Source organism: Paenibacillus maysiensis (genome assembly GCF_000520815.1).
GTDB classification, from domain to species: Bacteria; Bacillota; Bacilli; order Paenibacillales; family Paenibacillaceae; genus Paenibacillus; species Paenibacillus maysiensis.
Window position 1 is genome coordinate 1 of the sequence record NZ_ASRY01000341.1, and the last position, 21,213, is coordinate 21,213.

The following is a 21,213-nucleotide window of genomic DNA, read 5'->3' on the forward strand; positions in this document are numbered from 1 at the left end:
AATTATGTGTCCGTGGCGAATGTGGTCATGGCCTTTAATAAAAAAGACATCGAGAATGTCTTTGATGGTTCCGGTTTTCTGGTTCCCCGTAAAGAGGGACGCAGTGTGACGGCATGTACGTGGACGTCCGCCAAGTGGCTGCATACCAGTCCGGACGATAAGGTACTGCTGCGCTGCTACGTGGGGCGTGCCGGAGCCGAAGAAACGGTGGAACTACCCGATGATGAACTGACTGCGCTGGTACGTAAGGATTTGCAGGACATGATGGGCGTTATGGCGACTCCGCTATTTACGGAAATTACCCGTCTTCGCCACTCCATGCCGCAATATCCGGTAGGACACCCGCAGGCTATCGCCGATCTGCGAGAGGAACTGCGTACAACGATGCCGGGAGTGTATGTTTTGGGTGCTGGCTATGATGCCATCGGCTTGCCGGATTGTATCCGCCAAGCCAAGGAATGGGCCTCTGTCGCCGTCCAAGCTGCGGAACGGGAAGCGGTCAAGGTACAGGCATAATTATAAATGGTTGGAGTACTTGAATAACGAACCCTTCGCGCTCCCAAGCGAGGGGTTCTATTTATACCGAAATTTGATATATAATGGAGAAGGTGTTAAAATCGCCGGATCATTCAAGAAGGTAATGCATATGCAACAGCATAGAAGGAGTGAAGCATGTACCCTCCCAGATCAGAGAAAAATAAAGGTCGAAAGAAAGCAAGGAAGCACAAAATAGGCAAGGCTTGGATCATCACGAATCTTGTCCTGCTGCTTATGATCGTAGGTCTTTTCGGATATTATTACATATTTGAACATGGGAAGAGTAACTCTCTTGCGGAAAACGCCGGACTATTGCAACAGGAGAACAAGGGCAAAACGGATTCAGCGGGTGGAGGACAGTCTTCTAGCCCGGTAAGAGAGAACGTTACAGCCGTTTCAAATGAACCACCGGACGACAGCTCCAATGGAGATGAGCACGCTGCTGACGATAAGACAGAGCAACCTTCTGATACTGATACAGATACAGACAGCCGCCCCGCGACCTCATCTGACACAAATGTTGCCGAAGGCAAATCGTCAGAATCAGGGTCAACTTCTGAGAAAGACGGGCAGTCACCGGACAGCTCTTCAAATAAAGATGCATCGGACAGTGGGAAATCTACTGACCCCAACGAATCGGAGCAGGGAAGGAAAGCCGTATCGGATGGAACAGCTTCACCGACAGTCACGCTTCGTTTTGTAGGGGATGTGCAGTTTTCCGGTAAGGTCGAGCAGCGGTTGGAAAAGAACGGATTTGATTTTCCATATCAATATCTCGGAAATCTGTTTCGCAAGGACGATCTGACGATAGCCAATCTGGAAACGCCGGTTACAACCGCGGGCGTGGGTGCGCTGAATAAAACGTATGTGTATAAGTCTTCTCCCAAGGCGTTGACTGCGTTGGCTGCGGCAGGGATAGACGCTGTAAATTTGGCCAACAATCATATTTTGGATCAGGGCACAGACGGTTTACTGGATACGCTGAAATATTTGAAAGAAAATGGTATAGCGTATACCGGAGCTGGGCGTAATGCAAAAGAAGCGTATGCTCCGCACTATTTTGAGCGTAAAGGTATTAAAATCGCGTTGCTGGGCGCTACACGGGTTATGCCCGAGGCCAACTGGAATGCAGGCGCCAAACAGCCCGGGGTTGCAGGGGCCTATGATTCGACCGCGATTGTGAAGTCGATTCGCGAAGCGCGCAAGCAGGCTGATTTGGTCATTGTCCTTGCCCATTGGGGCAAGGAGCGCGTGACTGTATTGGAGCCTCATCAAACCGAGCTATCGCATGCTTTTATTGATGCAGGGGCAGATCTCGTAATCGGAGGTCACCCGCACGTACTACAGGGGATGGAGCAGTATAGAGGCAAATGGATTGCATACAGCACAGGGAATTTTATTTTTTCTAAATCTACACTACCAGCCACTTGGGATACAGCGATATTTCAGGCAACCTGTACCCGGACTGGGGCTTGCGGCATGAAGCTGACTCCTTATAGGGCGGAGCTGGGGCAACCGATTCCATTGAAGGATGCGGAAGCCAGCAAAATTTTGCAAGGAGTAGCGGCGATGTCACCGGGGAATGTCTCAGTAGGCGCAGACGGTACAGTAACCGCCCGATAGTTGTCGAAGGAATCTTTGGCTTGAAACAACCTGTGGATGGAGGTCATAACCGGAATGGACCATTTGTGCGTGGCTCACCGCGGTTTTTCAGGAATTGCTCCCGAGAACACGTTGGCGGCTTTTAAGCTTGCAATAGATCAGCCGTTTGTGCGCTGGATTGAGCTGGATGTACAACTGTCGAAGGACGGCGTTCCGGTGGTCATTCATGATTTCACGCTGGAGCGCACGACTAACGGCACAGGTCGGGTGAAGGATACGGACTGGAAAGAGCTGAAACGTCTGGATGCAGGTGGCTGGAAAAGCACGGAATATCAAGGTGAAAGCATTCCTGCTCTCGCACAAGTGCTGGATCTGTGTCGTGGCCGCGTATCGCTCAATATTGAGTTAAAAACCGCAGGAGATATGTATCCGGGGCTGGAGAAGGCTGTACTCCGTGAAATTGTGGCGCGGGATATGGAGAATGAGGTGGTATTGACCTCTTTTGAGCGTTCGGCCTTACGTCGGGCCAAGGAGCTGGCGCCTGGTATCCGTACCGGGCTGATTATTGATGCTCGTCCAGACGATCTGGTAAAGCAGTTGGAAGGGCTGCAATGCTCTTTTCTATCCATGGGCTACCCGCGTTTGGATCGAAAGCTGATGAAAGACTTGACCGGACGCGGTATCACTGTCATGGCATGGACGGTGGATGACCGTAGCATGATGCAGAGATTGGCCTCGTTACATCCCGATTTGATGATTTGTACCAATTGGCCGGATCGCTGGGAGCAGGTTTTTTTGCATTCCAAGCACCGGATGTGGCACTATATACGTAATCTATTTATTAAATAATGGGGCTACATGTGCGGGAAGGGTGACGGGTCGTAATGAACGTGGAAATTCGTAATGTTTACTGTGTCGGGCGCAATTATAAGCTGCATGCCGAGGAACTGGGAAATGAGCTTCCCACAGAGCCGATGATTTTTTTAAAGCCTTCTCATGCGGTAGTACCGCTGGATGGAGCAACACTGGAGCTTCCTAAAGATCAAGGAGATGTTCATTACGAGGCTGAACTGGTTGTGGCTGTGGGTCGTAATTACGAACCGGGTATGTCTGCGGAAGCGATTTTGAATGCTTTTGCCATCGGAATTGATTTTACCCTGCGTGATGTACAAAGCGTCCTTAAGAAAAAAGGTCACCCATGGACGGCAGCTAAAGGTTTTAAATCTTCTGCTCCCGTTACACCGTTCTTATCTTTAGAGAAACTGGACACGCTGGAGGAGCAGGAATTTTCATTGCTCAAAAATGGGCAGGAAGTACAGCGCGGCCATATCAAGGATATGATTTTTTCCATCCGGCATATCATTGATTACATAGGGAGCCATTATGGTCTGGGTGAGGGAGATATTATTTTCACAGGCACTCCGGCAGGTGTAGGGCCAACAATGAGTGGAGATCGTTTCGAGCTATTTTGGGGAACTGACCGTCAAGGAAGCTGTACAATCGGTTAAGCTGATCCGTGGATAGTATCAATGAAAATGATTAAAAAGAGTTCTTTTGGTAGTTGGGCAGTATGGAGTGATTCTCGTACGCAAGAATGTAAGGGCCGTGTCCTGTGCCGTAGCATGGGACGCGGTTTTTATATAAGTGTAGAGCGTTGTACAATAATATACGAACTGAAAAATGAAAAACGAGAGATTCCTTTCAAAGTGGGGGTATATCATGGATTGGATCATTGGATTGCTTGGCGCTGCTATAGTGGCGGGGGCTGCTTTTTATAAAAAATCCTTAACCTTATCGGGCTTTGCGGCAGCTGTGCTGATGGGAACCGTGTATTATGGTGCAGGTAACCTGTTTTGGTTTGGGACCTTGCTCCTGTTCTTCATCACATCGACTTTGCTGTCGAGGTTCAAAAAGGAGCGCAAGGCAGAGCTTGAAAAATCATATGCCAAAACCGGAAACCGGGATGCAGGACAGGTATGGGCCAACGGGGGATTAGGTATGCTGCTGTGCCTGGGATATGCGATCTGGCCTCATGTTGCCTGGCAGTTGGCTTTTGTTGGTGTCATGGCTACGGTCACGTCGGATACGTGGGCAACGGAATTTGGCAGCCTGAGCCGCAAGCCGCCTCGCTCGATACTGAACGGCAAGGTGCTGGCACCCGGAACCTCGGGAGGTGTATCTTCTCTGGGGACGGCTGCGGCTTTGGCTGGGGGCGTGCTGATTGGAATAGGGGCATGGGTCTTTGGATACGCCGCAGGAATGCCGGGCCTGCCACTATGGCTGTGGGCACTGATCGGAGGAATATCTGGCAGTGCTGGGGCTTTTGCTGATTCCTATCTGGGTGCTACGGTGCAAAGGATGCGGTTCTGCGCGGTTTGTGATCGGGAGGTAGAGGTAGACTCGCATTGTGGACAACCGACGGTCTATGTGCGAGGATGGCGCTGGATGAGCAATGATCGAGTGAACAGCATTAGCTCCATTTTCGGGGGGCTGGTCGCTCTGGCAGGAATTCTGTTTATACTTTAGTACAGGGTGGTGCGAAGATGGGCGGTATACACGGAGATAAATATGAAGCTATTTTGGACGCCGCTCATACAATCTTCGGCACCAAAGGCTTTTATGAAAGCAAGATTTCCGAGATTGCAGAACAGGCGGGTGTTGCCAAAGGCACGGTATATTTGTACTTCAAAAGCAAAGAACAGCTTTTTACAGCGGTTACGCGCAGAGATTGCGAGCAATACCTGGCCGAAATGCAGGGCGCACTGGCTAACCGCGCTTTGGGAGAGGGACTGCTGCGAATGGCAAATCTGCACTTATATTACTACTACAAGCGCAAGCAGCATACCAAGTTGTTTTTTATGACCCCGAACAATGACCCTGATTTAATGGAGTTTATGCGCGGATTTATTCAGGATTATACCGATATGGTCAAAAACAAACTGGCTTTGGAGGGTGTGCAGCAGCCTGAGCTTCATGCGAAGGCTTTCATTGGCATGATGGAGCGCCTCAAAATGGACATTTTACTGGATAAAGATTTCCGTGAATGCGATCTGGATCAGACGCCTGAATTTGCGACTAACTTGTTTATGTACGGCTGTGAAGCCGGGAGTGGGATACGCAGACCGTGATATTGTAAAGCTAGAAACCGTACTGACCTCGTTCAGATCACGGTTTTTTTAATCATTTGGTGTGACTGTGTTAAAATAAACAAGATGCATCACAAAATAGGGGAAGAGTAGGGAATCCGTATGAATATTATGACCGTTGAACATATAACGAAAAGCTATGGCGAAAAAATGTTGTTTGAGGATGCTTCCTTTGGCATGGATGAACGTGACAAAATAGGGGTCGTTGGTGTGAATGGCACTGGGAAATCAACGTTTTTACGTGTGATTTCCGGCTTAGAGCCACCGGATGATGGCAATATTGCGGTCAACAACGGTGTACGCATTCAATATTTGGCGCAAAATCCGGAGTTTGACCCCGAGGTGAAGGTACTCCAGCATATTTTCCACGGCAACCAGCCAGAAATGAAGGCGGTGCGCGAATATACGGAAACGATGGAGATGCTTGAGCTGAATCCGGGCAGCGAGGAGCTTCAAAACCGCCTGTTGCGAGCAAGCCAGCAAATGGATACGCTCCAGGCATGGCAGTTGGAGAGTGAGGCCAAAAACATACTGACCCGGCTGGGTATCACGCAGTTTGAGGCACGCATGGGAGTGCTCTCTGGTGGACAGCGTAAGCGTGTTGCTTTGGCAGCGGCCTTGATCCAGCCCTGTGAGTTGCTCATTTTGGATGAGCCTACTAACCATATCGATAATGAGTCGGTTGAATGGCTGGAGCAGTATTTGCAGAAAAGACGCGGCGCGTTGCTGATGATTACGCATGATCGCTATTTTCTGGATAGAGTGGCGAATGTCATGCTGGAGCTGGATCATGGTCGACTTTTCCGCTATGAGGCCAACTATACCCGTTTTCTGGAGCTAAAGGCGGAACGCGAGGAACGGGAAGCATCTTCGGAGCAAAAACGGCAAAACCTGTTGCGCAATGAACTAGCCTGGATTCGCCGGGGGGCAAAGGCCCGTTCGACCAAACAGAAAGCGCGTATTGAACGATTTGAACAGCTTAAGGATCAGCAGCCGGAAGCCCGCTCCGGGTCTGTAGACATGTCGGTTGCCTCCACGCGTCTCGGTAAAAAAATACTGGAGCTGGATCACCTATCTAAATCAGTAGGTTCACGTAAGCTGATTCAGGATTTGAGCTATATCGCTGTGCCCGGTGACCGGGTCGGGATTGTGGGTCCCAATGGTAGCGGAAAATCGACTCTGCTGCAAATGATTGCACAGCGCGTAGAACCGGACTCAGGCAGTGTGATCGTGGGACCGACCGTGAAGCTCGGTTATTTTACCCAGGAGCATCAGGAAATGAACGAATCGCTGCGTGTCATCGAATATATTAAGGAAGAAGCCGAAGTGATCCGGACAGCAGATGGTTCGGCTATTACAGCCGCGCAAATGCTGGAGCGTTTTCTGTTTGCGCCAAGCGCGCAATGGACGGTCATTTCCCGGTTGTCAGGGGGCGAGAAACGGCGCTTGTACCTGCTGCGTGTGCTGATGTCCGCACCGAATGTATTGTTACTGGATGAACCGACGAATGATCTGGATATTCAGACTCTTTCCGTGCTGGAGGACTATCTGGATGAGTTTCCGGGTGTTGTTTTTATCGTTTCTCATGACCGGTACTTCCTAGACCGCACGATAGACAAGGTACTGGCATTCGAAGGAGAAGGACAGGTGCGTGTGCATGTGGGCGATTATAGCGAGTATGCAGAATGGATCAGTAAAAATGCTCCATCCGCTGCGAATTCGTCTGTCTCGGCAGGTACTTCTTCTGCTCAGTCTTCCACGTCTAAGTCTGCGGATGCTTCGGATTCAGTCAAGGAGACCACCAAAACCAAGCTTAAATTTACCTTTAAGGAACAGCGGGAATATGAGCAAATTGACGAATTGATCGAACAGGCTGAGGAGAAGTTGGCTAGCATCCAGCGACAGATGGAAGAGTCTTTCAATGATTCCGCACGACTACAGGAGCTTATGGCTGAGCAAACGAAGGCCGAACAGCATTTGGAGCATCAAATGGAGCGCTGGACCTATCTGAACGAGCTGGCCGAGCAGATCGAACAAAGTAAATCTTAAAATACGAAAAAAGTATGATGCGTGAATCGTTTTTCCGCCGTTACTTAAACAAGCAAGTCTCCGTTAAAGATGGAGGCTTGCTTGTTTGTATTTATTCCAGTATATCGGTCGTGGAAATAACTAATGTCCTGACTTGAAAACTCGAAGCTACCTAACAATATGCAAATGTATGAATTTATTAATATGTTTTTCGTATTAATAAGTAGTTTATTATATATTTCTAATATTAAAATTTGCTTGCTATAATCAAATTTATATAGAAGGGAGGAATTCAAAATGGAATATCGTAAACTTGGAAAAAGCGGTTTGGGGGTAAGCGAGATAGCATTGGGAAACTGGATAACCCATGGTGCACAAGTGGATGACACCACAGCGAAGGCATGTGTCCATGCTGCACTGGATTCAGGGATCACAACGTTTGATACTGCTGATGTTTATTCAGAAACGATGGCGGAAACGGTTTTAGGTCATTCTTTAAAGGGAATACGCCGTGAAAGTATTGAACTATGCACAAAGGTTTTTCATCCAACAGGTACCGGACAGAATGATAAAGGGCTATCACGCAAGCATATTATGGAGGCCTGCCATGCTTCCCTTAGACGCTTGCAGACGGATTATATTGATGTTTATTATGCACATCGTTTTGATCCAACCGTATCGCTTGAAGAGACATTTTTGGCATTATCCGACTTGGTTCGTCAGGGGAAGGTTTTGTATGTAGGGGTAAGCGAGTGGACAGCAGACCAGATAAAGCAAGGAGCGGATTTAGCGAGAGAACTAAAGGTTCCCTTCGTGGCAAGTCAACCCCAATATTCCATGCTATGGCGTGTCATTGAAGCTGAAGTGATTCCCGTTTGTGAGCAGGAAGGAATTGGACAGGTCGTTTGGTCACCTCTGGCACAGGGTATTCTTTCAGGCAAATATGCAGTAGACAAGCCGTTTCCCGAGGGTTCGCGTGCTTCTACGACAGCAGGTTCACCATTTTTCGAACGCTTGGCCGGACAATGGTTACGTAAAGAGGTCCTTCAGGCAGTGGAGCAGATCCGGCCGATTGCACAGGAATATGGTTTGACGCTACCGCAGCTTGCAGTAGCATGGGTTTTACAAAACCCGCAAGTGTCCTCAGCTATTATCGGTGCTTCCAAGCCAGAGCAGGTTAAGGAGAACGTAAAAGCTGCGGGTGTTCGTCTGGATGGAGAGGTTATGAGACAAATGGATAGTATTTTAAACGGTGTTGTTGAACGTGATCCGAGTAAAACGGGTTAAGACTACGTGCTGATGGTAGTTTACATGTCTAATTACTCATTACAAGCTGTTTCTTCAACCACCTCCAGAAAATGAGTCAGAACAGCGTCATTCGCATCTGTTTTCCATGCAGCGTAAAGCGGGATGGACGGAGAATCTTCGTGAAAAGAACGAAATACGACATCACTACGTTGGAAAACAGAAACGAAAGAGGGAACAATGGAGATGCCTATACCAGCAGCTACCAAATTAACGATTGTATACATTTGAACGGCTTCCTGTACGATTTGGGGCTGGAATCCGTGTTGTCCGCAAAAGTCTAATATGAGGTCATGAAAAGACGCTCCCATATGAGGCGGAGATAGGATAAAAGATTCTTCCGCTAAAGAACCTAAAGACAAGGTTGGATGGTGGGCTAGCGGATGTGTTGCGGGAAGTACGGCGATGAGTGATTCGTTGGTGTAGAGCCGAGAGGTGATATGTATAGATGGATCTGCCCAGCGCATGAAGCCCACATGAACTTTGCCATCGTGTATGGCTTTCAGTTGTTGGGCAGATGTCATTTCAAACAACATAAGCTTCACGTCTGGACAACGCTCCCGGAATTTCTTTAAGGCGTTAACCATCAGACTGCCAGATGCTGAATCTACAAAAGCGATGGATAAATGTCCGAATTTCCCCTGACTTGCAAGCTGTGTCATCTTAATGGATTTTTCCAATTGAGAAACCATGTTTCTGGATTCTTCTAAAAAGATCGCTCCTGCTGACGTAAGTCGAACTTGCCTTCTGGTTCGTTCCAAAAGTTTCACGCCAAGCTCTTCCTCAAGGCTTTGGATTTGTTGGCTCAAGGGAGGCTGGGTGATATTCAGTTTTTTTGCAGCACGATTAAAATGTAGTTCTTCCGCCACTGCGATAAAGTAACGTAGTTTTTTCAGATCCATAGCTGTGATTTCCTTTCGCTAAGCCTTCGCCGACCTATTCTCCAGTGGAACAGGCCGGTCGTCATCATTCGGATTAAACCGTCACATAAGCCGCAAGCAGACGGGCAGTGTTCACTACAGCCTGCTTGTGCGTACGCTCCATCGCATGGGAGGCGTGTACGCCAGGGCCGATCAGCGCAGCGCGGATATTGTTGCCTGCTTTCAGCGCAGCGGAAGCGTCCGAACCATAGTGCGGATAAATATCAACCGCATACGGGATATTCAACTCCTTGACCAGCTCAATCAGGCGAGTCGTCATGTCATAATCATAAGGCCCGGAGGAATCCTTGGCACAAATGGATACATCCGTCTCCTTGCAACTCAGATCCTCGCCTATGCAGCCCATATCAACAGCAATCATCTCACTGATTCCTTCGGGTATGTAAGCAGCCCCGTGCCCCACTTCCTCATAGTTGGAAATGAGCAGCTTAACGGTATGACGGGGCTTCCAGTCTTCGCGTACAGCGGATTCCAGTAAACCAAACAGTGCAGCCACGCTGGCTTTATCATCCAGATGCCGTGACTTGATAAAGCCGCTGGGTGTCACGACCGGACGGGCGTCGAACGAAATAAAATCGCCTACCGCAATGCCGAGCTGAAGCACGTCTTCTTTAGATTCGACAAGCTCGTCAATCCGTACCTCCATATGGCTCTCCTTGCGTTCAAAGCTACGTGCATCATCATAGACATGCACAGATGGATGGCTCGACAGAATCGTGCCTGTATATGTTTGTCCGCTTCTGGTATGAATCAGGCAGTATTCGTTCTCGATGCTGTTCATCATAAAACCGCCGACAGATGTCAGCCGCAAGGTACCGTGACTGGTTATTGAGCGTATCATCGCGCCCAATGTATCCACATGCGCGCTCAGCGCAACGGTACGGTCTGTTTGCTGGCCCTCCAGGGTCAAGATGGCCCCGCCCTTGGCGTTCCATTCTAAGGGCACCCCAAGGCTTGCGGCTTCCTTACGGATCAGTTCCATCACATGATGTGTGTAGCCGCTGGGACTGGGAGTGTTCAAGAGTTGATTCAGAAAGGTCATGATATAATTTTCGTTCAGATGAATCGTCATGTTGTTGCTCCTCCTCATTTGGACAACCGGTCAAGGTCAGAGGGCGTTTGCTCTGTATCCTTGTCAGATGTAGACACCGCACTGGACGAACCAGACGTGTTATAGGCCGTATCCGCATATGCTTCCACAGCGGGTGTGTGTTCTTCTTGCAGTGTATGAAGCTGGGTGTTTAGACGTTTGAGTTCTCTCTGAAGCTTATATTGACGGAAAATACCGAAGGAACCGACGATAAGCCCTCCAAGAAGAGTGCAGCCGAGAATAAGCAAAATCAAAGGAACATTGACCGTACGAAATAGTAGATTTACTTGGACCGATTTCACGTTAATGACAGCGAATACTGCCGTTAACAAAGCGATAACAAGAGCTGCGATCAGAGACCATTGTGTTTTCAAAATGCCACCTCCTTCCACTACATTATAAAATCCCTTGCCCGTCATGGACAAGGGATTTATCCTTGCATTGTTTTAATGCTGGATTCTAATCGTGTATGGTTTTACTTTCCGGCGGTCAGCTTTTCCATTTCCGTAATAACTTCCTCGAATACGCTCATCGCTTCGCGGATCGGTTGCGGAGAGGACATATCCACGCCGGCCTTCTTCAAAATATTAATCGAATAATCGCTACCGCCGCTCTTCAGGAATCCTAAATAACGGTCAACGGCTGGTTGGCCTTCTTCCAGAATCTGTTTCGAGAAGCTGGTTGCCGCAGAGAAGCCGGTAGCATATTTGTAGACATAAAAGCTGTTATAAAAATGGGGGATACGGGCCCATTCCATTTCAATGTCTTTGTCAACTTTCATGCCAGGGCCGTGATATTTTACATTCAGATCATAGTAAATCTCCGACAAAAGCTGCGGTGTAAGGGATTCTCCCTGTTCAGCGCGTTCATGTACGATTTTCTCAAACTCCGCAAACATCGTTTGACGGAATACCGTTGTACGGAATTGGTCTGCATAGTAGGTGAGAAGGTACATTTTCTCTTTTGGATCGGTAGACTTTTTCAGCAAGTAATCCATCAGCAACGCTTCATTGGTTGTAGATGCTACTTCAGCCAGGAAAATAGTGTACTGGGCATCTCGATATTTCAACGCATTATCCGAGTAATACGAATGCAGCGCGTGTCCCATCTCATGAGCGAGCGTAAACATGCTGTTCAGGTTATCTTTATGGTTCAGCAGCACATAAGGATGAGTGCCGTAAGCACCCCAGCTATATGCGCCTGTACGTTTATTTTCATTTTCGTACACATCAATCCAGCGATCATCGTAGCCTTTTTGCAACGAAGCCAGATAGTCCTTGCCCAGCGGCTTTAGACCTTCCTTCGTTTGCTTTTTAGCATCTTCATACGAAATGTCAAGCTTATATTCGTCCACAAGCGGAGCGAACAGGTCATACATATGGAGCTCATCCACGGCCAGCAGCTTTTTGCGCAGCTTGATATAACGGTGCAGCAAAGGCAAGCTCTCGTGAATGGTATCAATTAGATTGGTGTACACTTCCTTCGGAATATTGTCACCGTATAATGACATTTCCAGTACGGAAGGGTATTTGCGAACACGGGAATAAAAAACATTTTTGTTCACATTGGCACTTAATGTGGAAGCAATCGTGTTTTTATTCTTGGCATAAGTGTCGTACACCGCTTTAAAAGCACGCTCACGAACTTCACGGTGCGGGCTTTCGAGGAATTGAATATAGCTGCCATGTGTTAGCTCAACCTCTTTGCCGTTTTCATCCTTGATTTTAGGGAATTTCATATCGGCATTGTTCAGCATGCCGAAAATGGTTTGAGGTGCTTGAGCCAGGTTACCGACCTGTGCGAGCAGGGCTTCTTCCGACTTACCCAAAATATGCGCTTTCTCCCGTTTCATTTCCTGGAGTGTAAAGCGATAATCTGCCAGCTTCGGATCTTCAATCAAGGCATCGAGCTGATTGTCGGGCAGCGCCAAAATTTCAGGTGTCACGAAAGACAGGGATTCACTGACCTCAACGCCTAATTTTTTGGCTTTTTGCGAAAGGCCCTGATATGTAGGTTCAGCCGTATCCTCGTCATGATGTAGATGGGCGTACACATATACGCGCTCGGTTTTAAGCGATAGTTCATCTTCCAGCTTAAAGCAGTTGACAATTGCTTCAGCTGAATTCAGCTTGCCTTGGAATTGTGTAGCCTTTTTGGCTAGTTGTTTGACTTCTTCGTACTCTTGATCCCATGCATTGCGGTCTGGAAACAGATCTTCAAGCTTCCAGGTATTTTCTACAGACGCGTCTGCGCGTTTTACGATTTCACTCATGGAGAGCCTCCTCTGATCGAACGAAATATGGGGTGGGGCTGCGGCGGTACGGGGCGGCTGCCAAAACGAAGAAACCGCCACGCTGACCGTGAGCAACAGAGCAAGAGGTTTTGTGACATGCATGTAACGGCATATCCTCCTTATACCATGGCTTGTTATGCCATAGTATGACCTCCTGCGCCCAAAAGTATAATTTTCTTTACCTTGGGTCGGAACCTATATTTAATAAGCTGTATACAATAAGATAAAAGGCAAAGCAAACCATGATTACGGCAGTGAGGGCCATCCACTTTTTGAGAGGAGCCGGTAACGTATCACGTTTCATGATCAGCACTCCGCCTAGCGTAAAGGCGAGAATAATGAAGATGAGAAAGCTGTTGGACACCATGAAGCGCTATACCTGTTTGAAAGCGTTCATGATCCGCTGCCACTCTTCCACGTTATCTTGAAAGGATTGCTTGGGAAACCGATTTTCAGCCCAATGCATCAGCGCCGGACGGCTCAAAAACGTGTGGGCTTCTTCGCCCCAGTCATCGGATATTTCTCGTAGAACGATGTAACGGCCCTGCACCTCGACAGTCATCATGTTCCAATTGTCTTTTTTGTATATTTCGTGTTTTTTCATCATATGCATGTCTCCGATTTTAAAGATGTTTTGGTTCATGATACCGCAGTTTCCGCCGCAAAAGCAAATCATTCCAGCCTGTAAAAGCCCTCAAAACATCAATTGCATTGTGAAAAAGCATGAAGTATAATATGGATATTCGCCATAGATGGCGGTATTTTTAGGAGGTTGTTCACTTGAAAGGTACAGTAAAATGGTTTAACGCAGAAAAGGGTTATGGCTTCATCCAAGTGGATGGTGGCGAGGACGTATTCGTACATTTCTCCGCAATCCAGGGCGACGGCTTTAAGACTTTGGAAGAAGGTCAAGCGGTTGAATTCGAAATCACTGAAGGTAACCGTGGACCCCAAGCAGCTAACGTAAATAAACTGTAAGTGTAACTGAATTGTAAGAAATGTTCCGTTCATACGGATGTCTTATATATTACGGTTAAACGATGAATTGAGAGCGCAGTTCCTTAAAATTTAAGGGATTGCGCTTTTTTGCGTAAAAAAGTTTATGATATGAGAAGGTTAAGCAGGATGTGGGTGTTATCGGATTTTTTTTGGATCTCCCTGGATTCTTCGTGTGCTGAATACACCTGCTGAATCTGTGGATATGGCAGTCACATATACGCTATGGATTGGAATGCGGAGGCGGTCATTTTCTATTATGCTTTTGGAAAATGGAAGCAGGCGAGCATGGGGGATGGCTTTCAAGGCGTAAGACCGGGAGAGGATAAGGGGTAGGCAGGGATTTTAACCTATTTTGAAATTAATAAGATTATCAGGGTAAATTTTGTTTAATTTCAATTTTTGTGTATTCAATCATGACAGGTATAAAGCTTTTTTGTGAAAATGGATCGTTTTTCTTAAATATTAAAGAAAAAGTGAGGTTGTTCATTTGTGCTAAAAGGACGATCATATTATAATGAATATGGTTTGGATAGGTATAATTACGTAGACAACAATGTGGAGGCACCGTCATTTGAGTTATGTTGAGCAAGGACGTTATCAAGTTCCGAGAGGCCCCATAGGTCTAATGAGCCGAATGTATAAGCACATTCTCCCTGAAACGAAGCAGGAATTGGCAAATTGGAAATACAAGGCTGAACAGATTCCGGATCCCGAGCTGAGAAGTCAGGCACTTGCAAGCATAGCAGAGAAGACGTTTCACTGTGTAGGCGGGGCGGTGTATGCCGCAGGGAATATGTCTGCCCGGCAGACGTTAATTCCGCTTATTGTGGCGTACCAGACGATTAGCGATTATCTGGACAACCTGTGTGATCGCAGCACGTCCATGGACCCGGATGATTTCAGGCTGTTGCATCAGTCTATGCTGGATGCGGTCAACCCCGCAGCTAAGCCGGTGAATTATTACGCTTTGCGTCGTGAGCAGGAGGATGGCGGTTATTTGACCGGGCTGGTGACAACCTGTCAGTCTTGTGTAAGCAGGCTTCCGGGCTATGAGGCGGCAATGCCTTACGTTCAGGATCTGGCGGGATTATACACGGATTTGCAAGTTTACAAGCATATTAAACCCGAATTGCGCGAACAAGCGCTATTGGATTGGTGGTCGGTTCATAAGGACCGTACACCGGAGCTGCGCTGGAACGAATTTGCTGCGGCTACCGGTTCAACCCTGGGGGTGTTTATGCTGTTTCTTGCTGCTAGCGACCAGCATCTCACGGATGCGGGGGCTGCCTCAATACATGTATCGTATTTTCCACATGTGTGCAGTCTTCATATTTTGCTGGATTATCTAATCGATCAAGACGAAGACCGGAAGGGCGGAGATCTTAACTTCTGCAATTATTATGAAGATACCGACATGATGCTGGACCGGATCGCCTTTGTTGTGAATCGGGCGCGGGTTGATATTGCAGATGTCCCTGCCAGCTCCTTTCACCGGATGATTATCGAGGGATTGCTGGCGTTATATTTATCCGACCCCAAAGTTAGCGAGCAGCAGGAAGTGCGCTCGGTTTCGAAACGTTTAATGAAAAACAGTCCGCTCATGCGTTTGTTTTTCTTTTTAAACAGTCGATGGATAAGAAGGCTTTTATGAACATTTTGAGGAGGTCATAAATCATGACAGCAGTTAAGAAAATCGCAGTATTAACGAGTGGTGGAGATTCACAGGGGATGAACGCCGCAGTTCGCGCCGTTGTGCGCAGCGGCTTGTATTTTGGACTTGAAGTATTCGGGGTTCAGCGCGGATATCAGGGCCTGCTGAATGATGATATTTTTCCGATGGATCTGAGAAGCGTCGGAGATATTATCCAACGTGGGGGTACTGTACTTCAATCTGCCCGGTGTCTGGAATTTATGACCGAGGAAGGACAGAAGCGAGGCGCTGAAATTTTGCGTAACCATGGAATTGATGGCCTAGTCGTGATCGGTGGCGATGGTTCCTATCAAGGAGCTAACAAACTGACCAAACAAGGAATTAAAACAATGTGCCTTCCAGGTACGATTGACAATGACATTTCCTTCACCGACTACACGATTGGTTTTGATACGGCGGTTAGTATCGTAGTGGACGCCATCAACAAGCTGCGTGATACGATGTCATCCCACGAACGTTCTTCTATCGTAGAAGTTATGGGACGTCATTGCGGCGATATTGCTTTGCATGCAGGTCTGGCCTCCGGCGCAGAAACGATTTTGGTGCCCGAAGTAGAGTTTGACCTGAATGAAGTATCTGATCGGATGAAGCAAAACTTTAAGCACGGCAAACGCCACAGTATTATTATCGTTGCTGAAGGCGCAGGCAAAAGTGAAGCCGTGTCACAGGTAATCCAGGAAAACTGTCCGGATTATGAGCCGCGTGTAACGGTGCTTGGACACATTCAACGTGGAGGCACACCAACCGCATTTGACCGTAATCTGGCAAGCCGTTTGGGTGACTTTGCTGTTCGTCAATTGATTGAGGGTATATCGGACAAGGCTTGCGGAACGATTGATGGCAAGCTGGTAGCCACTGATATTGACAAGGTCGTAAATACGAAAAAAGATTTCAATATGGAGCTTTACGAGCTGGCCTTGCGCTTGTCCCAATAATAATTAGCTATTGTATGTACCAGATGGATTCACAGCTAGGAATTCTTAAACTCATGCGGATGACCCGAGTCATCCGCATATTTTTTAACATTTAAAGTTAACATTTAAAGCAGGTATGGAGGGAATAAATATGTATTTGTTCAAAATCGAAGTGGACAGCTCGGAAGGAGCCTTAACCGTTATTCTCGTTGCGGAAAATGAGGAGCAGGCATTTCAGGCGGTGGACCAGCATGTGGAGAGACATTTTCTGTATCCTCCAAAGCTGAACGAAGTAGCTATTGTGGAGAAAAAAAGAATAACTTCGGGTACTGCATATGTCATGGAAACACGCTGATACACGCAAAGGCTAAACAGCCTCTGCGTGTTGTTTTTTTTCGGCAAAACGTCGTTGTACAACTAGCAGGCGGAAGAGAAGGGACACTGCTCCCGCGGCCAAACCTGTAATCAAGCCGATCCAGTAGCCGTAGGGACCAAATGATGTGCAACGTGCGATAATATATCCTACAGGAAGTCCAATAACCCAATAGGCCAGAAACGTAATCAGAAAGGCCGAATTGACATCCTTATATCCACGCAGTGCTCCTTGAGTAGGTGTAGCGATAGCGTCGGATATTTGGAAGAAAATCGCATAGAGCAGGAAATGTTGCGTTAACTGAATAACCTGTGGATCGGTGGAGTACAGCCTGGCGACCTGTTCGCCCCAGATCACAAGCACAACAGCCGTGATCAATGACAGACCAACCGCACTACTGATTCCCATTACGCTGTATATTTTTGCATCCCGCGGCCGTCCTGCCCCCACCTCATACCCGACCAGAATCGTGAGCGCCATACAAATACTGAGCGGAATCATATACAGTGTTGTCGCAAAGTTCATAGCGGCCTGATGAGCCGCAATTGTTGCCGTATTATAATTGCTCATGAAGAGGGTTACGGCTGCGAAGACAGCAGTTTCGAAAAATATCGCAAAGCCGATGGGTACCCCGATTTTGATAAGGTCTTTCCAGGCACTGGTAGCAATGCTGTATATCTTGTGGAAAATCCCGTATTCGGCAAATATCTTTCCCCGATGTGCGGTGATGCCAGCAACAAGCATAACAATCCAGTACGTGGCGGCAGTTGCCACTCCAGAGCCTACACCCCCCAGACGAGGAAAACCCCAGTTTCCATAAATGAGTAAGTAGTTCAACAAGACATTGATAGGCAACGATATCAGCGTGATGGTCATCGTAAACCGGGTTTGTCCCAGTGCATCCATAAAGCTCCGTAGGACCGTATAAGCAAAGAGCGGGGCAATGCCGAAGGCCATCGCACAAAGGTAGTACAAGGCCACATTATGAACCCTCAACTCCAGATTCATCCCGTGCAGAATAGGCTTAACGAGAAAAATACCTGCAATCAGAACAATCATCGATAGAGTGAGCGAGAGCCATAGCGCCTGAATGACGTAGTAAGAAACCTTGTCCTTGCGCTGTGCTCCAACCAATTGGGATACAATAGGGGTGATGGCCATAAGTATTCCGTTGAGGCCTGTTTGTACAGGGACCCACAGACTCACTCCGATGGCTACACCAGCCAAATCGGCAGAAGAAAAGTGTCCCGACATATTAGTATCAAAAAAAGTCATCGCGGATAGTGCAAGCTGTGTTACCAGAATAGGGAGCAAAATGTTAAAAAGCTGCTTCCATTTTTGGGTGTTAGTTAGCGTCAAATGCATGTTTATGTCCCCACTTACTTGGAAGTTATCAATCGTATATATCATAACGTGTCAAATATTTATTGTAAGGGATGTAGCAGTATTTGAACAGCAACAAAAAAGACTGCACCCATGTTCAAACGTATGGGGCAGCCTTGTGAAGCCTTTAAATGATTTGGTGTATTGTGTAGAAATAATGATAAGACCGGGATACATGGATTATTTGTACGTTACTCCGCTAGTATAGCGGTTTGTAGCATTCCAGAGTAAATATTCGTCAACCTTCATATCCTTGAGCGCTCGAATTTGATCCTCGACCTGGGTGTTACCATATTTGGCATAATGACCGTTTCCCAGCCAGCTTGCGGTAAAATCCTGAATCCATGGACGAATGATTGGTTTCAGCTTGCCTGTTGGGTCAAGCTTTTTATGCGTATCTGCCATCGAACCTTTAATGGTCTGGTACGGATTTTTGTCAGGGTCCTTTACACCGAACCAGCCTGTTGTATAGTGACTTGGATAAACCATAGGAGAAATGACATCCACGTTTTCTGAAATTTTGGCGAAATCCTGTCCGATTCCTTCCGCAGCGGGAACGGATGCGGCATACCCGAAAATATCTACCGATACCCGCACACCCAGTGGAGCAAGCTCTTTACGGGCATATTGCACGAACTCAGCGACCGCATCCACACGTGATTGATCGGATTTGGTATATTTCAGCTTGTCCGCTCTTTTTTCAAAGCCTTCAGGGAAACGTACATAATCAAACTGAATTTCCTTGAAGCCCAGCTTTGACGCCTCCTTGGCGATAGCAATATTATAATCCCAAACCTCTTTATTATAGGGATTGACGAACCCATCGCCCTTGCCGTTTTTCCAGACAGAGCCGTCTGGATTGCGGAAGGACATTTTGGGATTTTTGTTGGCTAATACCGTATCTTTAAATACTACAACACGGGCAATCGGGTACACGTTGTGCTTTTTCAATCGGTCCATCAAATCGGAAATATCCCGAATGAATTTTTGCGGCTTGCCCAATTTCAGCAGCTCGGGATTGGTCGTTGGATAAGTGATGTAACCTGCATCATCCTTAATATCAATAACCATGGAATTGAGCTCTGTTTTGTCGAGCAGTTCAAGCAGCTGGGTCATACGCGAACCGCCTGCGCTATAAGCCGTAACATAGATGCCCTTGATAGCAGGAGTCGTCGGCTGTGGGTCAATTTTAGCCGGAGGATTGGAGGCATCCACCTTCATATTACTGTGCTGAGCCTGAATCATCGCACTGCTGATTGTCGTCGCTACCGTATCTTTTACATTTGGTGCGTTGGCTGAATGCTCCCCGTTTCCGCCTATTCCCATTGCTAATAGCATAACTGCCCAAATCATATTCATTTCCTAACTCTCTCCCTTATGTAAGTCGCTTACCTGATTATACGTAAAGTTATGTATCGAAAAACAACGTGGTTGTAACCAATACTGGAATCATCAGGCACAGTCTTACATGATTAACCCAATCCTTGTTCATTGAATCGGTAAAATGGCATAAATAATGCCGCTTTCTTCGCGGCTGCGCAATTGCGACCGGAAGAAGCGGCACTTGGTGGAGAGATTTAATGAAGATACGTATTGTCCTGATGCTCACAAATACTGTACTGAATAATTTCGAGCGCATCCGTGGGCTTGAGAATGGCCATCCCGTCCCGAAGTACAATCATCGAGTTCAGCTCATTCTTTTTGAGAAACGGGAGCATTTCTGGATACCATCTCAAGACAATGTCGGACAGTTTTACCGTTTCCATTTCCACAAAAATCACCCTTTCCTGCTCGAAATCATTCCATAAGAATCATTCGGTACGAATCGGAAAAGCAAAGTGCCTGTGAAATAGCAGGTAAAGCTGGTCTTTATATAATATGGGAACAGCGCACGTATAGTGTACCACAGAAACTGCATTTTGACACTTGGGCTCGTGCTTATCTTCGGCGGAATGAGCCCATAACCCCTACCGTTTCTACGATATTAACGAAAGCAGAAGGGTCTACTTTCTTAATAATGCGTTTCAGTTCTACCAGCTCGTAGCGTGTTGTAACTGTCATCAGCATATCCTTTTCGGTATGAGAAAATGCACCTTCAATTTTAATTTTACTGACTCCACGCGGCGTTGTCAGCATTCGGCTGAGCAGCTTCTCCGTATGCTCAGTAATGATGTAAACGGTTATTTTAGTGTGACTCACATAAATCTGATCCAACACCTTGCCGGTCACGAAAATGGATAACATGGATGCAAGGGCAACATTCCAGTCCTGGTTCAGATATCCCGCTGCCAGAATAACCAGCCCATTCAAACCGACGAGCACAGTCCCTACAGGGAAATCGCGGTAACGGGTGACGATGGAGCCGATAATGTCAAAACCGCCAGTAGACCCCCCCACCCGAAAGGAAATACCAGCTCCAACGCCAATCAGCACTCCACCAAAAACGGAGGCCAGCAGCGTATCTTTAACAAGGGCATGCACAGGAATCCAGGCCAAAATCCATGTTGTGGCGACAACAGACAAAATACTCATACTAATAAATCGTTTCCCTAAAATAAACCAGCCTGCAATGAGCATCGGAATGTTTAGGACAAAATACATCACGCTGATATCGAATTTTGTAAAGTAGCCAATTAACATGGAAAGCCCTGCTACTCCGCCGCTCAGCAGGTGGTGCGGCACGAGAAACAGATTAAAACCGCTTGCTATAGCAGCGGCTCCCAAAATGACAACAAAACAGTTTAAAACTATTTTTAACAACGTTTTTTCACCTCATTTAAAATATACGGACAGTAACTTGCTGGTATTCATGAATTGTTTTGTGTTATAATGCGATGTGGATATTCTTGAGTAGGGACCTTCTGTCCAGAGAAACACTTAAAATTTAAACT

The 21,213-nt window shown here is 47.1% G+C and carries 22 protein-coding genes; 12 read left to right on the forward strand and 10 right to left on the reverse strand.

The window, feature by feature from the left end; genetic code table 11:
- The 8 genes from hemG to L696_RS0127140 form a co-directional block, all read left to right on the forward strand.
- Window positions 1–516, forward strand: a 516-nt coding sequence (hemG, locus tag L696_RS0127105; RefSeq protein ID WP_025686438.1) for a protoporphyrinogen oxidase, incomplete at its 5' end; no start/stop codon positions are given.
- Between the two features lie 156 nt (window positions 517–672).
- Entirely contained in the window at window positions 673–2,160 is a 1,488-nt protein-coding gene (locus L696_RS0127110; RefSeq protein ID WP_025686439.1) for a CapA family protein, read from the forward strand.
- A gap of 54 nt (window positions 2,161–2,214) precedes the next feature.
- On the forward strand, window positions 2,215–2,988 hold the full coding sequence (locus L696_RS0127115) for a glycerophosphodiester phosphodiesterase (protein ID WP_025686440.1): 774 nt from the start codon (window positions 2,215–2,217) through the stop codon (window positions 2,986–2,988).
- A gap of 35 nt (window positions 2,989–3,023) precedes the next feature.
- Entirely contained in the window at window positions 3,024–3,647 is a 624-nt protein-coding gene (locus L696_RS0127120; protein WP_025686441.1) for a fumarylacetoacetate hydrolase family protein, read from the forward strand.
- Between the two features lie 211 nt (window positions 3,648–3,858).
- Window positions 3,859–4,665 carry a DUF92 domain-containing protein gene (locus L696_RS0127125; protein ID WP_025686442.1) on the forward strand — a complete coding sequence of 269 codons (807 nt, stop codon included), beginning with the start codon at window positions 3,859–3,861 and terminating at the stop codon, window positions 4,663–4,665.
- Between the two features lie 17 nt (window positions 4,666–4,682).
- On the forward strand, window positions 4,683–5,267 hold the full coding sequence (locus L696_RS0127130) for a TetR/AcrR family transcriptional regulator (protein ID WP_025686443.1): 585 nt from the start codon (window positions 4,683–4,685) through the stop codon (window positions 5,265–5,267).
- A 120-nt stretch (window positions 5,268–5,387) separates the two neighbouring features.
- The gene (locus L696_RS0127135; protein WP_025686444.1) at window positions 5,388–7,334 is read left to right on the forward strand and encodes an ABC-F family ATP-binding cassette domain-containing protein; all 1,947 of its coding nucleotides are present in this window, start codon (window positions 5,388–5,390) and stop codon (window positions 7,332–7,334) included.
- 276 nt (window positions 7,335–7,610) lie between these two features.
- Window positions 7,611–8,600: an aldo/keto reductase family protein gene (locus L696_RS0127140; RefSeq protein ID WP_025686445.1), complete on the forward strand. Its 990-nt coding sequence runs from the start codon at window positions 7,611–7,613 to the stop codon at window positions 8,598–8,600.
- A 32-nt stretch (window positions 8,601–8,632) separates the two neighbouring features.
- On the opposite strand, the gene L696_RS0127145 is transcribed toward L696_RS0127140, so the two are convergent.
- From L696_RS0127145 to L696_RS0127170, 6 genes are all read right to left on the reverse strand, one after another.
- Complete coding sequence (locus L696_RS0127145; RefSeq protein WP_025686446.1) at window positions 8,633–9,520, reverse strand: LysR substrate-binding domain-containing protein; 888 nt, start codon at window positions 9,518–9,520, stop codon at window positions 8,633–8,635.
- Between the two features lie 73 nt (window positions 9,521–9,593).
- A complete protein-coding gene (locus tag L696_RS0127150; protein WP_025686447.1) occupies window positions 9,594–10,631 on the reverse strand; it encodes a M42 family metallopeptidase in 1,038 nt (345 codons plus the stop codon).
- Window positions 10,632–10,645: 14 nt separating this feature from the next.
- On the reverse strand, window positions 10,646–11,068 hold the full coding sequence (locus L696_RS0127155; protein WP_025686448.1) for a LapA family protein: 423 nt from the start codon (window positions 11,066–11,068) through the stop codon (window positions 10,646–10,648).
- A 56-nt stretch (window positions 11,069–11,124) separates the two neighbouring features.
- On the reverse strand, window positions 11,125–12,921 hold the full coding sequence (gene pepF / locus L696_RS0127160; RefSeq protein ID WP_025686449.1) for an oligoendopeptidase F: 1,797 nt from the start codon (window positions 12,919–12,921) through the stop codon (window positions 11,125–11,127).
- Between the two features lie 199 nt (window positions 12,922–13,120).
- Window positions 13,121–13,309, reverse strand: coding sequence for a hypothetical protein (locus L696_RS32275; protein ID WP_025686450.1), 189 nt, complete (start codon window positions 13,307–13,309; stop codon window positions 13,121–13,123).
- 6 nt (window positions 13,310–13,315) lie between these two features.
- The gene (locus L696_RS0127170) at window positions 13,316–13,549 is read right to left on the reverse strand and encodes a hypothetical protein (RefSeq protein ID WP_025686451.1); all 234 of its coding nucleotides are present in this window, start codon (window positions 13,547–13,549) and stop codon (window positions 13,316–13,318) included.
- Between the two features lie 173 nt (window positions 13,550–13,722).
- Here L696_RS0127170 and L696_RS0127175 point away from each other — a divergent pair, with 173 nt between their 5' ends.
- The 4 genes from L696_RS0127175 to L696_RS0127195 all read left to right on the forward strand — a co-directional run bounded on the left by L696_RS0127175 (window position 13,723) and on the right by L696_RS0127195 (window position 16,921).
- Window positions 13,723–13,920 carry a cold shock domain-containing protein gene (locus L696_RS0127175; protein ID WP_010348936.1) on the forward strand — a complete coding sequence of 66 codons (198 nt, stop codon included), beginning with the start codon at window positions 13,723–13,725 and terminating at the stop codon, window positions 13,918–13,920.
- 592 nt (window positions 13,921–14,512) lie between these two features.
- Window positions 14,513–15,592, forward strand: a complete 1,080-nt coding sequence (locus L696_RS0127185; protein WP_025686452.1) for a tetraprenyl-beta-curcumene synthase family protein — start codon at window positions 14,513–14,515, stop codon at window positions 15,590–15,592.
- A gap of 23 nt (window positions 15,593–15,615) precedes the next feature.
- The gene (gene pfkA, locus L696_RS0127190; RefSeq protein WP_025686453.1) at window positions 15,616–16,587 is read left to right on the forward strand and encodes a 6-phosphofructokinase; all 972 of its coding nucleotides are present in this window, start codon (window positions 15,616–15,618) and stop codon (window positions 16,585–16,587) included.
- 130 nt (window positions 16,588–16,717) lie between these two features.
- Window positions 16,718–16,921, forward strand: coding sequence for a DUF3906 family protein (locus L696_RS0127195; RefSeq protein WP_014280850.1), 204 nt, complete (start codon window positions 16,718–16,720; stop codon window positions 16,919–16,921).
- 12 nt (window positions 16,922–16,933) lie between these two features.
- Here the strand turns inward: L696_RS0127195 and L696_RS0127200 are convergent, their stop codons facing one another.
- The 4 genes from L696_RS0127200 to L696_RS0127215 form a co-directional block, all read right to left on the reverse strand.
- Window positions 16,934–18,304 (reverse strand): MATE family efflux transporter, encoded by a 1,371-nt coding sequence (locus L696_RS0127200; RefSeq protein ID WP_025686454.1) that lies wholly within the window; start codon window positions 18,302–18,304, stop codon window positions 16,934–16,936.
- Window positions 18,305–18,502: 198 nt separating this feature from the next.
- Entirely contained in the window at window positions 18,503–19,681 is a 1,179-nt protein-coding gene (locus tag L696_RS0127205; RefSeq protein ID WP_025686455.1) for a putative glycoside hydrolase, read from the reverse strand.
- A 218-nt stretch (window positions 19,682–19,899) separates the two neighbouring features.
- Window positions 19,900–20,088 carry a hypothetical protein gene (locus tag L696_RS0127210; RefSeq protein WP_081750805.1) on the reverse strand — a complete coding sequence of 63 codons (189 nt, stop codon included), beginning with the start codon at window positions 20,086–20,088 and terminating at the stop codon, window positions 19,900–19,902.
- A gap of 172 nt (window positions 20,089–20,260) precedes the next feature.
- A complete protein-coding gene (locus L696_RS0127215; RefSeq protein WP_025686457.1) occupies window positions 20,261–21,082 on the reverse strand; it encodes a YitT family protein in 822 nt (273 codons plus the stop codon).
- Window positions 21,083–21,213: the final 131 nt, after the last annotated feature.

Coding starts and splice junctions, on each gene's coding strand:
- L696_RS0127205 (WP_025686455.1), bottom strand. CDS start 19,681: ATGAATATGATTTGGGCAGTTATGCTATTAGCAATGGGAATAGGCGGA.
- L696_RS0127210 (WP_081750805.1), bottom strand. CDS start 20,088: ATGGAAACGGTAAAACTGTCCGACATTGTCTTGAGATGGTATCCAGAA.
- L696_RS0127170 (WP_025686451.1), bottom strand. CDS start 13,549: ATGATGAAAAAACACGAAATATACAAAAAAGACAATTGGAACATGATG.
- L696_RS0127155 (WP_025686448.1), bottom strand. CDS start 11,068: ATGACGGGCAAGGGATTTTATAATGTAGTGGAAGGAGGTGGCATTTTG.
- L696_RS0127195 (WP_014280850.1), top strand. CDS start 16,718: ATGTATTTGTTCAAAATCGAAGTGGACAGCTCGGAAGGAGCCTTAACC.
- L696_RS0127140 (WP_025686445.1), top strand. CDS start 7,611: ATGGAATATCGTAAACTTGGAAAAAGCGGTTTGGGGGTAAGCGAGATA.
- pepF (WP_025686449.1), bottom strand. CDS start 12,921: ATGAGTGAAATCGTAAAACGCGCAGACGCGTCTGTAGAAAATACCTGG.
- pfkA (WP_025686453.1), top strand. CDS start 15,616: ATGACAGCAGTTAAGAAAATCGCAGTATTAACGAGTGGTGGAGATTCA.
- L696_RS0127115 (WP_025686440.1), top strand. CDS start 2,215: ATGGACCATTTGTGCGTGGCTCACCGCGGTTTTTCAGGAATTGCTCCC.
- L696_RS0127145 (WP_025686446.1), bottom strand. CDS start 9,520: ATGGATCTGAAAAAACTACGTTACTTTATCGCAGTGGCGGAAGAACTA.
- L696_RS0127130 (WP_025686443.1), top strand. CDS start 4,683: ATGGGCGGTATACACGGAGATAAATATGAAGCTATTTTGGACGCCGCT.
- L696_RS0127150 (WP_025686447.1), bottom strand. CDS start 10,631: ATGACGATTCATCTGAACGAAAATTATATCATGACCTTTCTGAATCAA.
- L696_RS32275 (WP_025686450.1), bottom strand. CDS start 13,309: ATGGTGTCCAACAGCTTTCTCATCTTCATTATTCTCGCCTTTACGCTA.
- L696_RS0127110 (WP_025686439.1), top strand. CDS start 673: ATGTACCCTCCCAGATCAGAGAAAAATAAAGGTCGAAAGAAAGCAAGG.
- L696_RS0127135 (WP_025686444.1), top strand. CDS start 5,388: ATGAATATTATGACCGTTGAACATATAACGAAAAGCTATGGCGAAAAA.
- L696_RS0127200 (WP_025686454.1), bottom strand. CDS start 18,304: ATGCATTTGACGCTAACTAACACCCAAAAATGGAAGCAGCTTTTTAAC.
- L696_RS0127125 (WP_025686442.1), top strand. CDS start 3,859: ATGGATTGGATCATTGGATTGCTTGGCGCTGCTATAGTGGCGGGGGCT.
- L696_RS0127120 (WP_025686441.1), top strand. CDS start 3,024: ATGAACGTGGAAATTCGTAATGTTTACTGTGTCGGGCGCAATTATAAG.